The 18,943-nt window shown below is 71.0% G+C and carries 8 protein-coding genes; 1 reads left to right on the top strand and 7 read right to left on the bottom strand.

The genetic code is table 11. The annotated features are described in order from the left end of the window. The first annotated feature begins 84 nt into the window (after positions 1-84). A complete protein-coding gene (locus ACUDP5_RS20120) occupies positions 85-1,674 on the top strand; it encodes an ATP-binding protein (protein WP_445657022.1) in 1,590 nt (529 codons plus the stop codon). Here the strand turns inward: ACUDP5_RS20120 and treY are convergent. The 7 genes from treY to ACUDP5_RS20085 are packed head-to-tail and all read right to left on the bottom strand — an operon-like array spanning position 1,671 to position 18,937. Then, entirely contained in the window at positions 1,671-4,376 is a 2,706-nt protein-coding gene (gene treY / locus ACUDP5_RS20115; RefSeq protein ID WP_445657021.1) for a malto-oligosyltrehalose synthase, read from the bottom strand. The two genes, ACUDP5_RS20120 and treY, sit on opposite strands and share 4 nt — an antisense overlap. Continuing rightward, complete coding sequence (gene malQ, locus ACUDP5_RS20110) at positions 4,373-6,490, bottom strand: 4-alpha-glucanotransferase (protein ID WP_445657020.1); 2,118 nt, start codon at positions 6,488-6,490, stop codon at positions 4,373-4,375. The genes treY and malQ overlap by 4 nt, the downstream gene beginning before the upstream one ends. Further along, complete coding sequence (gene treZ, locus ACUDP5_RS20105) at positions 6,487-8,274, bottom strand: malto-oligosyltrehalose trehalohydrolase (protein ID WP_445657019.1); 1,788 nt, start codon at positions 8,272-8,274, stop codon at positions 6,487-6,489. Before treZ ends, malQ begins: the two co-directional genes overlap by 4 nt. Continuing rightward, complete coding sequence (glgX, locus tag ACUDP5_RS20100) at positions 8,271-10,382, bottom strand: glycogen debranching protein GlgX (RefSeq protein ID WP_445657018.1); 2,112 nt, start codon at positions 10,380-10,382, stop codon at positions 8,271-8,273. The genes treZ and glgX overlap by 4 nt, the downstream gene beginning before the upstream one ends. 2 nt (positions 10,383-10,384) lie before the next feature. Beyond that, positions 10,385-12,343 (bottom strand): 1,4-alpha-glucan branching protein GlgB, encoded by a 1,959-nt coding sequence (glgB, locus tag ACUDP5_RS20095; RefSeq protein ID WP_445657017.1) that lies wholly within the window; start codon positions 12,341-12,343, stop codon positions 10,385-10,387. Then, positions 12,340-15,720 (bottom strand): maltose alpha-D-glucosyltransferase, encoded by a 3,381-nt coding sequence (treS, locus tag ACUDP5_RS20090; protein WP_445657016.1) that lies wholly within the window; start codon positions 15,718-15,720, stop codon positions 12,340-12,342. The genes glgB and treS overlap by 4 nt, the downstream gene beginning before the upstream one ends. Continuing rightward, positions 15,713-18,937 (bottom strand): maltotransferase domain-containing protein, encoded by a 3,225-nt coding sequence (locus ACUDP5_RS20085; RefSeq protein WP_445657015.1) that lies wholly within the window; start codon positions 18,935-18,937, stop codon positions 15,713-15,715. Before ACUDP5_RS20085 ends, treS begins: the two co-directional genes overlap by 8 nt. Positions 18,938-18,943 lie beyond the last annotated feature (6 nt).

Raw genomic sequence — 18,943 nt, 5'->3', positions numbered from 1 at the left:
GGCAGTTCGGACCGAAGCGGTGCCTGTGGCGCCCATCAAGTTCCCTTTTCCAGCGGCGTTGCGGCGCCCCATCGAGGAACTCCCATGTCTACATCTGCGCAGGTCAGGACGCGAGGCGAATCAGCGCTTCGGCTGGCAGGTGAAAACCGCTACCGGCTGCTGGTCGACGCCGTGATGGACTACCAGATCTACCTGCTCGATGCCGAGGGCCGGGTGATCAGCCTGAACAAGGGCGCCGAGCAGTTCAAGGGGTACACGCTGCAGGAAGTCGCGGGCGAGGATTTTTCTCTTTTCTACACCGAAGAGGACCGCGCCGCCGGCCTGCCCCAGCGGGCGCTGGAAACCGCAAGACGCGAGGGCCGCTTCGAGGACGAAGGCTGGCGCGTGCACAAGAACGGCCAGCGCTTCTGGTGCAGCGTCGTCATGGATACCATCCGCGACGACGACGGCAGCATCCTGGGTTTTGCCAAGATCACGCGCGACCTGACCGAAAAGAAAAATGCGCAGCAAGAGGTGGAAGCCGCGCGCGAAGCCCTGTATCACTCGCAGAAGCTGGAAGCGCTGGGCCGCCTGACCGGCGGGGTGGCGCATGATTTCAACAATTTCCTGACCACCATCCGCTTTGCCGCCGACATGCTGGCCAAGCCCACCGTCGAGGCGCCCAAGCGGCTGGAACTGGCCGGACTGATTGCCGCGGCGGTGGATCGTGCCGGCCATTTGACGGCGCAATTGCTGGCGTACGCACGCCGCCAACCGTTGAAGCCCGCACGCTTTGACGTGCGCGGCTGCATCGAGGGCATGCAGGATATCTTCGCGGCCACGGCCGGGGCGGGCATCAGGATCGACTACCGCTTCGAGGATGGCCCGCTTTACATCTGCGCCGATCCGAACCAGCTCGAGACCGCGATCCTGAACATCGTGGTCAACGCGCGCGACGCCATGCCGCAAGGCGGAACCTTGACGATCTCGCTGTGCCGCGCGAACGGCGTGGCCGGCCCGGACCCGGCGGGCGGGGGCCGGCCGTGCGTGGCGATTGCCGTGCGCGATGCGGGCAGCGGCATGGCGCCCGAGGTCCTGGCGCACGTGTTCGAGCCCTTCTTTTCCACCAAGCCGATCGACAAGGGTACCGGCCTGGGGCTGAGCCAGGTGTTCGGATTCGCCCGGCAGTCCGGCGGCGACGTCAGCGTGAGCAGCAAGGAAGGCGAAGGGTCCACGTTCACCATCACCATTCCGGAAGACGCATTGCGGGGCGATATCCAGGCCGTGCAAGCCCCGCCGGCTGATCCCGGCGAGGCGTTCGAACGCATCGTGCTGGTCGAGGACGACGCCAGCGTGGCGGAGGTATTGCGTGCGCTGCTGGAAGACCTGGGCCACGAGGTCACGTTGTGCACCGGCGCCGATCAGGCGCTGGACCTGCTGGCCGAGACCCACGGCGGTTGTGACCTGGTGATCACCGATATCGAGATGGCCGGCCTGAACGGCATTGAGCTGGCGCATCGTATCCGTTCGATGTGGCCGCACATCCGCATCATCCTGACGACGGGGGCCGACGACATCCTGCACCGGTCGGGGCCGCGCGTCTTTCCGCTGCTGCCCAAGCCATGGTCGATGGCGCTGCTCATCGACCTGCTCAAGCGCGATCCCGGGCCCGTGCCCGAGGGCCGGGCGCCCTAGGCGCCGGTGGCGCAGAGCGCCACCGGGTGGTCGCGCAGCAGCGGCAGCACGGCCAGTTCGCCCGCCGCGCCGACCTGGTGCCGCCGGCCTGACAGCACATCCAGGAAGACCCGGCCCGCTTCGCGCGGCAGCAGCAGCCGCGTGTCCGTCCAAAAGGTGCGGGCGGTGGCGGCATCGCCCTGGGCGTAGCCGGCGACCGCCACGGCGCACAGCCGGGGCACCACCAGCAGCAGGTCCTGGCCGTCATGGCGCCGCAAATAGGCCACGATGCGATCGGCCTGCGGCCCCTGGGCCGCGACGGGACGGCAGTCGGCGTGGCGCAGCAGCTCGGGAAAGCGGGCGCGCAACCGCAGTGCGCGCTGGATCAGGGCCTGCTTGACCGCGCCGCTGCGCCAGGCGCCGGCGCAACCCGCCAGCGGACTGTCGGGCGAGGTCTCGGCCAGCAGCGCGGCGCGCGCGGCGTAATCCACCGGCCGGCGGTTGTCGGGATCGACCAGGCTGAAGTCCCACAGGTCCGTGCCCTGGTACAGGTCCGGCACCCCGGGCAGGGTGTTGCGCAGCAAGGTCTGCGTCAGGCTGTTGACCAGGCCCGCCGGGGCCAGGCGCAGCGCGTACGCGGCGATCTCGCGCAGCAGGGCGCGGCCCTCGGGCTCGGCCAGCAGATGGTCCAGGGCATGGCGGGCCGCCTGTTCGTACGCCGTGTCGGGGCTGGTCCAGCTGCTGTGCTGCTTGGCTTCGCGCAGGGCTTTCTGCTGCCATTGCGCCAGGCGCTCCAGGCAGGCCGCGACGAGGTCGGGGCGGGTGTCGATGTCGCCCGGCGCCAGGTCCAGCGGCCACGCGCCGACCAGGCTTTGCAGCAACTGATAGCGGTCGGCCCGGGACGGCATGCCGTCCTGCGTGGGCAGGCGTTCTATCCAGGCTTGCGCGGTGTGGATCCAGCCTTGCGGATCTTCGGTCAGCGCGGCCAGGCGGCAGCGGCTGTCTTCGCCGCGCTTGTGGTCGTGCGTGGCGGTGGCCAGCATGGCATCGGGGTGGCTGCGGGCGCGTGCGACGCAGGCGGCGTGAAACGCCTGCGGGTCCAGCGAGAAGCGGGCGGGACTGGAGCCGACTTCGTTGCGCGAAAGCAGCGGGGCGTAACGGTAGAACAGGGTGTCTTCCAGGGCTTTGGCCGCGAGCGGCGGGGTCAGTTGCTGGAAGTGGCGCAGCGCACGGTCGCGGGCGCTTTGCAGGGCGCGGCCGGCGCTGGCGTCCTGCGGTTCGCCGGGCGTGCCGTCCAGCCACTGGCCGAGCAGCTGGAGCAGGCGGTCGTCGGCGCTGCCGGGGCGCGCCCCGAGCTGGCGGCGGGCGTCGGCCAGGGCGGCCTGCATACGGGCCTCGTCCGCCGCGCCGCGGCCGCCGTCTTCCGCATAGCTGCGGTAGACGGCAAAGGCGGCGAGCACGGCGGACAGCACGCGGTCGATGGCCGGGCCGGCGCAATCCCGGGTGCGCAGGTCCAGCCGCGCCACCCGCGTCAAGGCGCGCACCAGCGTCTGCCGTTCGGCGACGAAGTGCCGCTCCAGCATGAGGCGGCGCACGGTCAGCAGTTGCTCGGACGCGCTGTCGTGCTGGCCGCTCAGGCGCTGCCAGAATTGTTCCAGGCCGTCGCGGGCGGCCGGGGCATGCAGCAGGGCGCCGACCTGGTCCATGAAGTCGTAGCCGGTGGTGCCGTCGGCCCCCCAGCGCGGGTCGGGCGTTTCGTCGTGGGCCAGGATTTTTTCCACGATCAGGTAGGGCTCGGGGCACAGGCCGGCCTGTTGGCGCGCGGGGCCGGCTTGCGCCAGCAGGCCGCGCAGGCGCCGCAGGTACGCGCCGGGCGCGGCCAGGCCGTCGACGTGGTCGATGCGCAGGCCGTCCAGCAGGCCCTGGTGGTACAGGCGCAGGGGCAACGCGTGCACGGCGTCGAAGACCGCGTCGTCCTCGACCCGCACGCCGATCAGCTCGCTGACCTCGAAGAAGCGCCGCCAATTGATCTGGTCGGGCGCGGTGGCCCACCAGGCCAGGCGGTAGTGCTGGCGCTCCAGCAACGCATGCAGCCGCTGCCGGCCCTGCGGTGTGTCCGCCGCGTGGGCAGCGCAGACCTGGGCGGGCGTGCCGCCGGCGTCCAGCGTGGCCTGCGCGAGCGGATAGCGTTGATCGCCGACGGCAATCGCGTAGCCGGCGCGGCCGTCCGGCACCAGCGCCAGGCCCCCCGATTCCAAACAGGTGCCGTAGGAATCGGGCAAGACCGGCAGCAGCACTTTGCCGCGCAGCGCGGGATCCGGTGCACGCCAGTCGATGTCGAAATGCCGCGAATACGCGCTGCGTTCGCCATGGCGCAGCACGTCGGCCCACCAGCGGTTCGAGACGTGCGCGGCCATGTGGTTGGGCACGATGTCGGCGATGAGGCCCAGGCCGAGCGCACGGGCGGCAGTGGCCAGGCGTTGCAGGGCGGGCTCGCCGCCCAGTTCGGGATTGACGCGGCCGTGGTCGATGACGTCGTAGCCGTGGGTGGATCCCGTGCGTGCCGTCGTGATGGGCGACAGGTACAGGTGGCTGACGCCGAGCGCGGCGTAGTAGGGCGCCTGGGCGGCGGCATCATCCAGGGTGAAGCCGGCATGCAGCTGCAGGCGGGCGGTGGCGCGCGGCCGCCCGGCGGTGGCGGTGGGGGGCAAGGCAAGCGTCATGGTTTGCGGTCTCTCAGGGCGCGCAGCGGCGCGAGCCGCGTGCGCACCGCCGGGTCGTCCAGGCAGCGGGCCGCGTCCAGCGGCTGGCGCTGGCGCCAGTTGGGATGCCGTGCGTCGGCACCCGGCAGGTTGGGCTGTTCGAGCATGCCGGTGGCGTCTTCCAGGGGCACCAGCGTGAGCGGACAAGGCGTGGCGGCGACGAAGGCGAGCAGTGCGGCGCCGGGGGCCTGCGCCGGCGCCGGGCTGGCGGGCAAATGCGCGTGGTCGCGCACGGCTTGCCACAGGTGTTCGCGATCCGCCTCGCGCTGGGCGTGCAGCTCGGCGGGAGCCTCGTGCGGACCCGTCAGCCCGAGCCGCGCGCGCCAGTCGAGATCGTGGCCCTGCCACCAGCCCCGCAGCGTGGGCAGGTCATGCGTCGTGGTCATGGCGGCGGCGCTGGCCGGCCAGGCGGCCGGCGGCAGGAATGCCGCGGGGGCGCGCGGGCTGGGCGGACCGCGCATGAACCAGAGCACGTTCATGCCCAGCAGGCCGTGCTCGCGCAGTGCGTCGTCAAAGCCCTCGGGCACCGTGCCCAGGTTTTCACCGATCACCAGGGCCCGGTGGCGCCACGCTTCCAGCGCCGTCAGCCGCAGCAGCGCGCGCAGCGGGTAGCGCAGGTAGGCGCCGTCGGCCGCGCCCGCGCCATCGGGAATCAGCCACAGGCGGGCCAGGCCCAGGATATGGTCGATGCGCAGTCCGCCCGCCTGCGCCAGGCTGGCGCGCAGCAACGCCAGGAAGGCCGCGTAGCCGGAATCGCGCAGCGCGCGGGGCGACAGGGCGGTGAGCGACCACGCCTGGCCCAGCGGGTTGTGGATGTCGGGCGGCGCGCCGACGCTGGCGTGCCGCAGCAGATCGGCCTGGCGGCTCCAGGCATGGCTGCCGGCCGGGTGGGCGCCGATGGCCAGGTCCGCAATCAGGCCCACGCGCATGCCGGCCTGCCGGGCCGCGGCGTGCGCGCTGGACAGGCTGAGCGCCGCCAGCCATTGCGCGAACCGGTGAAAGTCGAGTTCGTCCGCGTGCGTGCGGGCGGCGGCCTCGGCCTGCGCCGATCGCGGGTCGCGCAGCGCCTGCGGCCAGTCGGCCCAGGTGGCGGGCGCGCCGGGAAACTGCGCCTGGCGTGCATGCAGGGTTTCGAACAGGGCGTGGTCACGCAGGTCCTGTCCGCCCGCGGTGCAGAAGGCCTGGAAGGCCTGTTGCTCGGGCGCCGAGGCTTGCGCACCGAAGCCGCGATGCAGTTCGCGCAGCAGCTGCTGACGCCAGCGGGCCGCCTGCGGCCAGTCGATCAGGTCTTGTGCGTCCAGGGCCTGCAGCGCCGAGGCGGCGGCCGGCGGCAGGCGCGCCAGCGCTGCGCGCAGGGGCGCCTCGCCCAGCACGCCGGGGTCGGCATACAGGGTGTTAAGGAACAAGCGGCTGGAAGGGGAATAGGGACTGAATTGGGTCGGGTCGTCGGCGAACAGCGCGTGCACGGGACTGATGGCCAGCGCATCGGCGCCCGCGGCCCCGGCGGCGCCGGCCAGTTCGCGCAGCGCGCCGAAGTCGCCAAAGCCCTGCGTGGACCGGGCGGCGTCCGGCCCGCGGTAGCGCAGGCTGTAGACCTGCGCAGCCAGGCCCCAGGCACGCGGCGCGGCATCGCCCAGCAACTGCGCCAGGGTCGGCGCGCTGGGCGGCGCGACGGCCAGGGTGGTGGTGCCGCCGGCCAGTTCCAGCTGGTAGTAGCCTGGCTGGGTCGGCACCGCCAGCTCGGGCGCGCCGCCGATGCCCGGGCTGGTGTGTCCGCGCAACGGGGCTGCCTGGGGGGCGTGGATGGCATAGCGGCCGGCGCAGCGTGCGGGCAGGCTGAGCGTGCCGCCCGCCACCGCGACCCGCATGGGCGGCAGGTGGGCATGGCTGTCGGCCAGGTGCCGGCGGCTTGCCTGGATCTGGCCGTCGGCGTCGGCCGGCAGGTCCATGGCGCGCAGCAAGGCACGCAGCGTGTCCGGCGCCACGACCCGGGGGTGGCCATGCGCATCGGTCCAGTGCTCGGCCAGGCCGGCTTCGGCGGCCAGCGCCGCCAGCGCGGCGTGGGGAGCCGTCATGGGGCCTCCTGCAACAGATACACCGTGCTGCCGCGACACAGGCTGCCTGTGCCGATGGCGTCGAACGCGCCGGGCAGCGATTCGAACAGCACCTCGCCAAAGCCGCCGGCGGGCGCGAGGTCCGCCGGCAGCGGCACGTGGTCGGGCCCCAGGTTGGCGTAAAGCGTCAGTACGGCGCCGTCATTCATGGCCCACCGGGCCAGCACGGCGTGTTCACCCACTGCGCGGGCGCCGAGGCTGCTTGCGCCGCGCAGGCGCGGCGCAAGCAGCCGCTGGCGCAATTGCAGCAGCGCTTCGTAATACGTGCGCCAGGCCTGGGCGTCATCCAGATCTTCGTCCCCCCACGGCTGGCTGCGCAGATAGGTGGTTTCGGCGTTGGGGTCGGGCAGGGTGTCCGGGTCGTTGCCTTGTGCAAGGGCCGCGAATTCCAGCTGCCGGCCTTCGCGGACCGCATCGGCCAGGGTCGGGTCGGCATGGCTGGTGAAGTACAGGAAGGGCGCCTGGCTGCCGATTTCTTCGCCCATGAAAATCAGCGGCACCTGCGGGGCCAGCAGTTGCAGGGCCACGGCGGCGCGCAGGCGGTCGGCCGACGGCACCAGGGCGGTCAGCCGATCGCCCTGGGCGCGGTTGCCGGTCTGGTCGTGGTTCTGCAGGAACAGCACGAAGGCGGTGCTGGGCAGATGGGCGCTGGGCTCGCCGCGCGGCGCGCCGCCGCGATGGGCCGACGGCTGGCCTTGGTACAGCCAACCCTCTTGCAGGCAGCGGGCCAGCGCCCGGGCGGGGTGGGTGGCGTAGTCGGCGTAGTAGCCGTGGGCTTCACCCGTCACGAGATGGTGCAGCACGTGGTGGGCGTCGTCGTTCCACTGGGCGTCGTAGCCGGCCTGCAGCAACGAGGCGCGGTTGTCGTCGTTTTCCAGCACCAGGTGCACGTGGCGTGCGGGCAGTTGGCCGCGCACGTGGCGGGCCAGCTCGGGCAGCCATCCGTGGCCGGCAATGGCGTGCACGGCATCGAGCCGCAGGCCATCGAAGCGGAATTCGCTTAGCCAGTACAGCGCGTTTTCCTCGAAAAAGCGCCGCACGGCGGCCTGGCGAAAATCGATGGCCGCGCCCCAGGGCGTGCGGACGTCGTCGCGAAAGAAAGAGGCGGCGTAGTGCGGCAGAAAATTGCCGTCCGGGCCGAAATGGTTGTAGACCACGTCCAGCATGACCCCCATGCCCAGGCCATGGGCGGTATCGATCAGGTCCTTCAGCGCGTCGGGCGTGCCATAGGCGGTATCCGGCGCGTACGGCAGCACGCCGTCGTACCCCCAGTTGCGCGGGCCGGGGAAGTCGGCAATGGGCATGAGTTCCAGCAGCGTCACGCCCAGGCGAGCCAAGGCCGGCAGCCGCTGGCGCAGGCCCGCGTAGCCGCCCGCCAACCCGGGGTGCACTTCGTACAGCACCGTCTCTTCCCAGGGCCGGCCGGTCCAGTCGGGATGGCGCCATGGGTAGGCGTCCGGGCCGACGACGACGCTATCGCCATGGGCGTCGCCCCATTGCAGGCGCGACGCCGGGTCCGGCACCGTCAGGCCATCGGCCAGGCGATAACGGTAGCGCGTGCCGGGAGGGCAATCCACATCGACCTGGGCGAAGCCCAGTGCGTCCGGTTGCAGCGCGATCGGCGCGCGCCCCTCGACCAGCAGGGCCAGCCCGGGCGAGGCGGTCGGCGCCCACAGGCGAAAGCGGGTGCGGCCGTCGGGCAGCGGCAGCGCGCCAAACGAATAGGGCTCGGGCCAGGCCGTCATGGCGCCTCCCCGGGCATGCGGGCCGCGGTCAGCAGCACCAGGCTCTGGGCTTCGACCGGCACCTCGCCGCCGTTGACCGGCACGGCCGCGGTGGGGGCAGAGGAATCCAGTTCACGGATCCAGGCCAGCGCCGGCTCGGGCAAGGTGAAGGCCACGGCTTCCTGGCCGGGATTCAACAGCAGCAGCGTGACATCGGCGCTGCCGTCTTCGCGCAACGCGGCGCGGCGCAGCGCCATGGGCTTGGCGCCGCCATCTTCCCATGAGGCCGCGTCGATGGGCTGGCCGTCGGGGTTGAACCAGCTGACCGCCGCGACGCCCGGGCAGATTTCGGCGGCGGCATCGCCATAGCGCGCCGCGCGCAGGCCTGGATGGCCGCGTCGCAAGGCCAGCGCGCGCGCCACGAACTGGCTCAGCGCGCGCCCCTCGTCGCTTTGCGCCTGGGTCCAGTCCAGCCACGACAGGGCGTTGTCCTGGCAGTAGGCGTTGTTGTTGCCGTCCTGGCTGTTGCCGAATTCGTCGCCCGCCAGCAGCATCGGCGTGCCGTCGGACAGGCACAGCGTGGCCAGCAGCGCGCGTTGCACGCGGGCCCGGCGTTGCAGGATGGCCTCGTCGGTGGTGGGCCCTTCCTCGCCCCAGTTGTGGCTGTAGTTTTCCGAATGGCCGTCGGTGCCGCCTTCGCCATTGGCCTCGTTGTGGCTGCCGTCGTAGCTGACGATGTCCCGCGTGGTGAAGCCGTCGTGCGAGGCAATGAAATTGACGCTGGCCCAGGGGCGGCGATGACGCCGGTCGAACACGTCGCGCGACCCCGCCAGGCGGGCGGCCATGTCGCCGCGCTGGCCGTCGTCGCCGCGCCAATAGCGGCGCGTGGTGTCGCGGTAGCGGTCGTTCCATTCCGCGAACCCGGGCGGATGGTTGCCCAGCTGATAGCCGTCGGGACCGATGTCCCACGGTTCGGAAATGAGCTTGGCGCGCGCCAGCTGCGGGTCTTGCAGCAAGGCGTCGAAAAAGCCCGAGCCGGGATCGAAGCCGGTGCCTTCGCGGCCCAGGGTCACCCCCAGGTCGAAGCGAAAGCCGTCGACGCCGTACGACTGCATCCAGTAGCGCAGCGAGTCGGTCACCATCTGCAGCACCCGCGGGTGCGACAGGTTGACGGTATTGCCGCAGCCGGTGTCGTTGATGTAGTGGCGCTCTTCGCCCGGCACCAGCCGGTAGTAGCTGGCGTTGTCCAGGCCGCGCCAGGACAGGGTGGGGCCGAGCTCGTTGCCTTCGCAGGTGTGGTTGTAGACCACGTCCAGGATGACTTCCAGGCCCGCCGCGTGCAGGCGCCGGATGGCCTGGCGCAGGTCGTTCGGCCCGCTTTGCAGGTAGGTCGGCTCGGGGGCGAAGAACGACAGGGTGTTGTAGCCCCAGTAGTTGCGCAACCCCCGTTCGATCAGGAAGTGGTCTTGCAGAAACGCATGCACCGGCAGCAATTCCACGGTGGTGACGCCCAGGCGCTGCAAGTGTTCGATGAAGCGGGGATCGGCCAGCGCGGCGCAGGTGCCGCGCAGCGGCTGGCGCAGGTCTTCGCGCTGCATGGACGCGCCGCGCACATGCACTTCATAGATGACCGTGTCGGTCCACGGCGTGTCAGGCGCCTTGCTGCTGCCCCAGTTGAACGGCGCATCGTCGACCACGATCGCCTTGGGCATGGCGGGTGCGCTGTCGCGCCGGTCCAGGCTGAGGTCGGCGCGCGGGTGGTTCATGCGGTAGCCGAACAGCGCGTCGCTCCAGTTGACCGGGCCGGTCAGGTGGCGGGCGTACGGGTCCAGCAGCAGCTTGTGTGGATTGAAGCGGTGGCCATTGCGCGGATCGTACGGGCCGTGGGCGCGCAGGCCGTAGACCAGCCCGGGCTGGGCGTCGGGCAGGTAGCCATGCCAGATCTCGTCGGTGCACTCGGGCAGGTCGAAGCGGCGCAGTTCCTTGCGGCCACGGGCATCGAAGACGCAGACCTCCATGCGGGTGGCGTTGGCCGAGAACACGGCGAAGTTCACGCCCAGGCCGTCGCTCACCGCACCCAGGGGATACGGCTTGCCGGCGGTCATGCGAGTCAATAGGGAAGCGTCCATGGTCATTCGCCTTGATGCGTGAAATACAGGGTGGACAGGCCGGGCAGCGTCAGCGCCAGCGACTGCGCATGGCCGTGCGCCGGCTGGCCGTCGCTGGCCGCCTGGCCAAGGTTGCCGTGGCCGGCGCCGCCGTAGCTGCCGGCGTCGGTGTTCAGGACTTCGGCCCAGCGGCCGGGCAGCGGCACGCCGACGCGATAACCCTGCCGCGCCACGGGCGTGAAATTGCTGACCGCCAGCAAGGGGGCGGCGCCATCGGTGCGCAGGAACGCCACGACACTGTTGTCGGCGTCGTCCAGCACCAGCCAGGCAAAGCCGGCGGGGTCGGCATCGCGGGCGTGCAGCGCCGGCAGGTCGTGATACAGGCGGTTCAGGTCGCCCACCAATCGCTGCATGCCCTTGCGGGCCGGGTCGTCCAGCTGGTTCCAGTCGATGGGGCTGTCGTGGTTCCATTCGGCGGCCTGGGCCAGTTCGTTGCCCATGAAGAGCAGCTTCTTGCCGGGGTGTGCCCACATATAGCCCAGGTAGGCGCGCAGGCCGGCGTGGCGCGCGGTGAGATCGCCCGGCATCTTGTGCAGCAGCGAGCCCTTGCCGTGCACCACCTCGTCGTGCGACAGCGGCAGCACGTAGCGTTCGGCGTAGGCGTAGACCATGCTGAAGGTCAGTTCGGCGTGGTGGTACTTGCGATGCACCGGGTCTTCGCTCAGGTAGCGCAGCGTGTCGTGCATCCAGCCCATGTTCCACTTGTAGTGAAAGCCCAGGCCGCCGTCGGCCACGGGCGCGGTGACGCCGGGCCAGGCGGTGGATTCTTCGGCGATCATCATGGCGTCGGGCACCTCGGCGCGCACCGTGTCGTTCAGCGCCTTCAGGAAGTCGACGGCTTCCAGGTTCTCGCGGCCGCCGTGGCGGTTGGGAATCCATTCGCCGGGCTTGCGGCTGTAGTCGCGATACAGCATCGAGGCCACCGCGTCCACGCGCAGGCCGTCGACGTGAAAGCGTCGCAGCCAGTGCAGCGCGCTGGCGATCATGAAGGCGCGCACCTCGGTGCGGCCCAGGTTGTAGACCTGGGTGTGCCAGTCGGGGTGGTAGCCTTCGCGCGGGTCGTCGTATTCGTACAGGGCGGTGCCGTCAAAGCGCACCAGGCCATGCGCGTCGTCGGGAAAGTGCGCGGGCACCCAGTCCAGGATCACGCCCACGCCGGCGGCGTGGCAGCGGTCGACGAAATGCGCGAAGGCGGCGGGCGGCCCCAGGCGGGAACTGGGGGCGAACAGGCCCAGCGGCTGGTAGCCCCACGAGCCGCCGAAGGGGTGCTCCATGATGGGCATCAGCTCGATGTGGGTGAATCCCAGGGACGCGGCATAGGCGGGCAGCTTGTCGGCCAGCTGGTCCCACACGCAGGCGCCGTCGTCCGGCGCCAGCCACGAGCCGGCGTGGACCTCGTAGATCGTGATGGGGGCGTGTGGCGCGTGGCGGGCGCCGCGCGCCTGCATCCAGGCGTCATCCGTCCAGGGATAGGGGGCGGGGTCGTCCACCACCGACGCGGTGGCGGGCGGCAATTCGCTGCGGCGCGCCAGCGGGTCGGCCCGCAGCCGGATGGCGCCGGTGGCGTCGGTGATGGCGAACTTGTACAGCGCGCCCGGGCCCACGCCGGGCACGAACCGCTCCCATACGCCCGCCTCGTCGCGCTTGTGCATGGGGTGGCGGCTGCCGTCCCACCCGTTGAAGTCGCCCACCACCGCCACCTGGCGGGCATTCGGGGCCCACACGGCGCAGCGCAGCCCGGCCACGCCGTCGACCGTGTCCGGGTGCGCGCCCAGCCATTGCAGCGCCGCACGCCAGTCGCCCGCGGCCAGTGCGTGCAGGGCGTCATCGGACAGCAACGCACGCCAGCCGGGCGTGTCGTCGACTTGCGTGGGCGCCGAGTGCCGGGCAGCGGCGGGCGGGGAGCGATCGCGGCGGTTCATGATGAGGCATCCTCGGCATCGATGGCCGCGTTCTGTACCAGGCCTTGCGCCTGACTGGTCAGGGCGCACAGCGGAATGGAGATCCAGTCGGGCCGATGGCCGGCTTCGTAGCGGATTTCATAGGCGGCCTTTTCCAGCTGGGCCAGGGGCAGCAGGGCGGCCGACGCCTGCGATGCGGGCGCGCCGGCCTCTTCGTAGCCTTGCAGGAAGGCTTCGGTGGCGCGGGCGCGAAAGCGCGCCAGCAACGTGTCGCGCAATTGCGCCGGCGACCCGGAGACGGCGGCGCCATCCGTTGCGGGGGCCGCGTTGGCGTCCGTCTGTGCGCCGCCCAGCGGATCGCTGCGGGCGATGGCCGCCGCGGCGTAGTCGAACGACCGCAGCATGCCCGCCACATCCTTGCAGGGCGACGCGCGCTGGCGGCGTTGTTCCAGCGGGTGGTCGGGTTCGCCCTCGAAGTCGATCAGGTACGCGTCGGTCTGCGCGACCAATACCTGGCCCAGGTGCAGGTCGCCGTGCACGCGAATGAGCGCCGTGCCGGTCAGCGCCTGCGCCAGGCGCTGCACTTGGACGACCAGGCGGTCGCGATGCGCGAACAGCCATTCGGCGCAGGCGCGCGAGGCGTCTTCCAGCGTGCCTTGCCGGGCTTGCAGCGCCTGGATGGCGCCATCGAGCTGGGCGATGACGCGCTCGGCCAGCGCGTCCGCGTCCGCCTGCGAGGCCGTGGCGGGCGCGAAGGCGGCGTCGTCGCTCGGACGCGCCAGGGCCGCGTGCATCTGCGCCACGCGGCGGCCGATCGTGGTGGCCATGACCGCGTAGCCTTCCAGGCTGGCCTCGAATTCCTGCGGGCTGTCGCCGCCCAGCAGGGCGCTGGCCAGCGTGCGCTTCAGGTAGTCCAGCGTCCAGCGCCAGGCGTCGCCCTCGTTGGCGATGTAGGCGTGCAGCACGGCCAGCGTGCAGGGCACGCCGTCCGCGTCCACCCGCTGCACCTCGCCCAGCAGGGCGGGAATGTTGGCGTAGCCGGCGCGGGTCAGGTGGCGCGTCATCTCGACCTCGGCCGACAGACCGGGGTGGGCATTGCGCAGCAGTTTCAGGATGGCCTGGCCGCCCACGATGACCGAGCTGTTGGACTGCTCGCCGGTGACCCATTGCAGCGTGGATTCCGGCCCCAGGTCCAGGGCGGCAAGGCCGGGTTCGGCCAGGCCGCGCACCACGCCGGGTTTGTCGCCGGGCTTGCCGCCCTGGCGGCCGTCCCATTCGCGGCCGGCTTGCAGGGCCAGCACGATGCCGTGCACGAAGCCGGGTTGCAGGAAGGCATCGGCCAGCATGCCGACTTCGGGGCCGCGGCGCACCCGCGCGATGGGGTACTGGATCTGCGCGGCTTCGTCCCACACCAGGGCGAACGGCACCTGGACCCGCATGCCGGGGGCATCGTCGGCGGGTTCCGCCTCGGCCCAGTAGTATTCTTCGCCGCCTTCGGTCCCGAACGGCGTGGCGTAGGCCAGTCGCACCCGGGGCAGGACGCGGGCGTCGGGAAACCAGCGCTGGCGAGCCAGGTATTCGGGCAGCACCTCGGTTTCCAGCGTGTTGCGCGAGGCGTCGGTCAGCACGGCGTTGGCGTGGCCGCGCAGCACCAGCGTCACCAGTTCCGGCATCTGCGCCGGCCCGCTGGCGTGCCAGCCCGGCGGGGCCGCGTCGGCGCTCAGGTCCATCCAGTAAAAGCCATAGGGCGGCAGCGTCAGCAGGTAAGGCAGCGCGCCGATGGCGGGAAACGGCGTGCCGCCCAGCATCTCCACCGGCACGCGGTCCTTGAAGTCCTGCAGCGGCAGCTCGACCGGCTGTGCGGCGTTGGACAGGTTGGCCACGCACAGGATGGTGGTGTCGCGCCACTGCCGCAGATAGGCCAGGATCTTGCGGTTGCCGGCCTGGATGAAGCGCAGCGTGCCGCGGCCGAAGGCATGGCTCTGGCGCCGCTGGGCCAGCATGCGGCGCGTCCAGTTCAACAGCGAATGCGGGTCGCGCTGCTGGGCTTCGACATTGACGGCTTCATAGCCATACAGGGGGCCCATCAGCACGGGCAGCGGCAGGCGCTCGGGATCGGCGCGGGAAAAGCCGCCGTTGCGGTCGGGCGACCATTGCATCGGCGTGCGTACGCCGTCGCGGTCGCCCAGGTGCACGTTGTCGCCCATGCCCAGTTCGTCGCCGTAGTACAGCACCGGGGTGCCCGGCATCGACAGCAGCAGGCTGTTCATCAGCTCGACGCGGCGCCGGTCGCGTTCCAGCAGGGGCGCCAGGCGGCGGCGGATGCCCAGGTTGATGCGGGCGCGCGGATCGGCGGCGTAGACGCTCCAGAGATAGTCGCGTTCGCGGCTGGTGACCATTTCCAGCGTCAGCTCATCGTGGTTGCGCAGGAAAATCGCCCACTGGCAATTGGCGGGGATGTCCGGCGTCTGGCGGATGATGTCGGTGATGGGAAAGCGGTCTTCCTGCGCAATGGCCATGTACATGCGCGGCATCAGCGGAAAGTGGAACGACATGTGGCATTCGTCGCCCGTGCCGAAGTATTCCTGCGCGTCTTCCGGCCACTGATTGGCTTCGGCCAGCAGCAGGCGGCCCGGGTATTCGGTTTCGATGACGGCGCGGATCTGCTTGAGCACCTGGTGGGTCTCGGGCAGGTTCTCGTTGTTGGTGCCTTCGCGTTCGACCAGATACGGCACGGCGTCCAGCCGCAGGCCGTCCACGCCCATGTCCAGCCAGTGCCGCATCACGGACAGCACTTCCTTCAGCACCTGCGGATTGTCGTAGTTCAGGTCGGGCTGGTGGGAGTAGAAGCGGTGCCAGAAATAAGCGTTGGCCACCGGGTCCCAGGTCCAGTTGGACGTTTCGGTGTCGCAGAAGATGACGCGGGTGCCGGCGTAGGTCTTGTCGCTGTCCGACCACACGTAGAAATTGCGGGCGGCGGACCCCGGGCGAGCCGTGCGCGCGCGCTGGAACCACGGATGCTGGTCGGACGTATGGTTCACGACCAGCTCGGTGATGATGCGCAGGCCACGCGCATGGGCCGCGCGGATCAGCCGGCGCACGTCGGCCACCGTGCCGTAGTCCGGGTGCACGCCGCGGTAGTCGGCAATGTCGTACCCGTCGTCGCGGCGCGGCGATGGGTAGAAGGGCAGCAGCCAGATCGTGTCCACGCCCAGGTTGGCGATGTAGTCCAGCTTGGCGATCAGGCCGGGCAGGTCCCCCACGCCGTCGTCGTTGGAATCGAAGAACGATTTCACGTGCAACTGGTAGATGACGGCGTCCTTGTACCAAAGGCCGTCGTTCTGCGGGGGCTGGGTTTCGTTGATCATGGTGGCGGGCTCCCTGGCGGCGTCAGCCATGACGCGACAAACGCCAGATGCAATAGGGTTGATCGGGCGACAGCGCGACCGGGCGGGCGTGGGCGTGCCACGTTTGCCGGGTGCCTGCCAGCAGGTCTTCGGCCACCAGGCTGTCGGGCCAGGGCGCACCGAACACGCCGAAGGGCGGTTCCAGCCATGCCGTCTGGGCATGGAAGGGGTCCAGGCTGATCGCGGCCAGGATCACGTCGCCGTTGCCGGGCGTGGCCTTGGCGAAGGCGATGACGCGGTCGTTGCCGCTGGCCGCCAGCGTCAGGCCGCGATGGCTCTGCAAGGCAGGATGGGCGCGGCGCAGCTGGTTCAGGCGGCCGATCTCGGCGCGGATGTTGCCGGGCTGGCGCCAGTCGCGCTGGCGCAGTTCGTATTTCTCGGAATCCAGGTATTCCTCTTTGCCCGGCACGGGGGCGGCCTCGCACAGCTCGAAGCCGCTGTAGACGCCCCACAGGCCCGAACCCAGCGCGGCCAGCGCGGCGCGGATCAGGAAGCCGGGGCGGCCCGAGGTCTGCAGGAACAGCGGGTTGATGTCCGGGGTATTGACGAAGAAATTCGGCCGGAAGAAATCCGCGGCTGGCGGTTGCGAGATTTCCTGCAGGTAGGCTTGCAGCTCGGGCTTGTCGTTGCGCCAGGTGAAATAGGTGTACGACTGCGTGAAGCCGATCTTGGCCAGGCGGTACATCATCTTGGGCCGCGTGAAGGCTTCGGACAGGAACAGCACGTCGGGATGGCGCGCGTGCACCTCGGCGATCAGCCACTGCCAGAAGGGCAGCGGCTTGGTGTGGGGGTTGTCCACGCGGAAGATGCGCACGCCATGCTCGGCCCAGAACAGCACGATGTCGCGCAAGGCGCGCCACAGTCCCAGCTTGCGGCCCCGCTTGGGCGGCCCGCCGTAGAACGCCACGTTGACGATGTCTTCGTACTTCTTGGGCGGGTTTTCGGCATAGCGCAGCGAGCCGTCGGGCCGCCACGAAAACCAGTCCGGGTGCTGCGCCAGCCATGGGTGGTCGGGCGAGCACTGGATCGCGAAATCCAGCGCCAGTTCCAGGCCGTGGTCCGCGGCGGCTTCGACCAGCCGCAGAAAGTCTTCCAGGCTGCCCAGCCGGGGTTCGATGGCATCATGGCCGCCGGCGGGCGAGCCGATGGCGTAGGGGCTGCCGACGTCGTCCGGCTCGGCGCGCAGGCTGTTGTTGCGGCCCTTGCGATTGGCCAGGCCGATGGGATGGATCGGCGGCAGGTACAGCACGTCAAAGCCCATCTCGCGAATGTCGGGCAGGCGCAGGATGACGTCGTCGAACGTGCCGTGCCGTCCCGGTTCGGCCGCCTGCGAGCGGGGAAACAGTTCGTACCACGCGGCGTGCGTGGCCTGCGGGCGGTCGACCCACACGGGGTAGACGGCCGACAGCGATTCGAACGGATGGAGGTCGTGGGCTCGCATGGCCGCGGCCAGTTCGTCGCCCAGCAAGGCATCCAGCAGCGCGGCGTCCGGTTCGGCGTCGGCGTCCCGGGCATTGAGCGCTTCGATGAGCTGGGCGATGGGGGTGTCCGCGGCGCTGTCCGGCATGGCATCGCGTCGGGCGGTCCTGGCGGGGCCCCGGCGGGCGGCCGGCATGGTGTCGTGCAGCAGCCGCAGCCCTTCCTGCATCTCCAGCCGCAGCGGCACGCCCGCCTGGCGCTTGACCCGCAATTCGTGCCGGAAGGTCTCCCAGGCGTCGAACCAGGCGGCGATCTGGAACGCATGCGGGCCGATCCGCCCGGGGCGGAAGGCGGCCTGCCAGCGGTCATTGCCGATGGCCACCAGCGGCACTCGCTGCCAGGCCGATTCGTCATCGGCGCGCCAGCGCAGTTCGGCAGCCAGCCGGTCGTGGCCGTCCATGAAGATATCGGCCTGCACGGCAATGGCTTCCTGCACGCGGCGTTTGACGGGATAGGCGCCGCCGTCGACCGCCGGAGTGACCTGTTCGATGGCGACGCGCGCCGTCACGCCACCTTCGCTGCGCACGCTGGCGGCCACGCGCGGCGGGGTGCGCACGGGCCGGGCGGGGTACAGGTCGTAGCGGACGCAGGCGCCGGGCGGCAGCGCGTCGTCCGCCGGCGCGCCGTCATGGGGCAGGACCTCGCCGGGCGGCAGCAAGCCGGCCGCCAGGTCCCAATCCACCCGTGCGGCGGCCGTGGCGTCCGGGTTCAGGGCCAGCAGCGAGGTGCCATCCGGCGTGTTGCTGTCGCCGTTGGCGCGCACGATCAGCGTGGCGCCGCCATCGCGGCCGACGACAATGGCCGGCGCGCCCTCGGCCGGCGTGTCGCGCAGCCAGTCGTTGACCTCGGCGGCGCCCGCCCCGCGGTCGGCCTCGCCGGCCAGCCAGCCCGCGCCGCTCAGGGCGGCGGCCCAGGCGCGGCGCGTGTCGGGCGCGCCGGTCACCGGTGCGGGGCCGTCGAGGTCGCAGGCAGGTGCGATGACCGGTCCGATGGCACGCAGCCGTTGCAGTTCATCGGCCAGCCAGGACGCCCGGTAATCCCACCAGGGCAGCGACGAAAACACGCCGTCGAAATCGGCGCCGTGCAGGCGGGCCAGCGCCTGCGGCGCCAGCCCCGGGGTCCAGGCCAGGCAGCACAGTTCGGGACGCGCCTGGCGCGATGGCGCAAACAGCGCGCGCCAGGCTTGCGGATCGAGAAAGGGGGGCGCCTGCACCACGTAGCCGGCCACGCCGCAGCGTGTCCAGCGCAGCAGGCGCGCGGCCCAGGCGTCGATGAACGCCGCGGGCGGCTCGGGCTGCAATTGGCGCACGCCGTGTTCGGCCAGCGGCAGGCGCGGGTCGCGGGCAGGGTCGTCCACGGGCGCGCGATACCAGGCGGGCGGCGCGGTGCTTTCCACGGCGTCCTGCGCGACCCGTTGCAGTTCCACCCGCAGCAGCAGCGCCAGGCCATGCTTGGACGCCGCGCCGGCATCCTGCGCCAGGCGCTGCGTCAGTGGCTGCACGCCGCCATCGGCCATCGGCGCCTGGTCCGCATCCCTAGGCGCCAACGAGCGGGCGCGTGGCGGGCAGAGCCAGGGCACGGGCACCAGCACGGCGTTAAAGCCCTCGCGCCGCAATCCGGCCAGCAGCAGGTCGCGTGCGGACGTGTCCGCCGCCGAAGCGGCGGGCAGGCCGGTGCGGGCGTAGTGGATGCGCGGGCTTGCCTGGAGCGTGGCGGAAGGCTCTGCCATCGGCCG

This window comes from Achromobacter sp. NCFB-sbj8-Ac1-l (assembly GCF_052695805.1).
This window is presented reverse-complemented; position numbering and strand designations above follow the sequence as displayed.

Excerpts from the sequence above, each read along its gene's own strand:
- ACUDP5_RS20120 (WP_445657022.1), top strand. The coding sequence starts at position 85 with ATGTCTACATCTGCGCAGGTCAGGACGCGAGGCGAATCAGCGCTTCGG.
- treZ (WP_445657019.1), bottom strand. The coding sequence starts at position 8,274 with ATGACGGCCTGGCCCGAGCCCTATTCGTTTGGCGCGCTGCCGCTGCCC.
- treY (WP_445657021.1), bottom strand. The coding sequence starts at position 4,376 with ATGACGCTTGCCTTGCCCCCCACCGCCACCGCCGGGCGGCCGCGCGCC.
- ACUDP5_RS20085 (WP_445657015.1), bottom strand. The coding sequence starts at position 18,937 with ATGGCAGAGCCTTCCGCCACGCTCCAGGCAAGCCCGCGCATCCACTAC.
- glgB (WP_445657017.1), bottom strand. The coding sequence starts at position 12,343 with ATGAACCGCCGCGATCGCTCCCCGCCCGCCGCTGCCCGGCACTCGGCG.
- malQ (WP_445657020.1), bottom strand. The coding sequence starts at position 6,490 with ATGACGGCTCCCCACGCCGCGCTGGCGGCGCTGGCCGCCGAAGCCGGC.
- treS (WP_445657016.1), bottom strand. The coding sequence starts at position 15,720 with ATGGCTGACGCCGCCAGGGAGCCCGCCACCATGATCAACGAAACCCAG.
- glgX (WP_445657018.1), bottom strand. The coding sequence starts at position 10,382 with ATGGACGCTTCCCTATTGACTCGCATGACCGCCGGCAAGCCGTATCCC.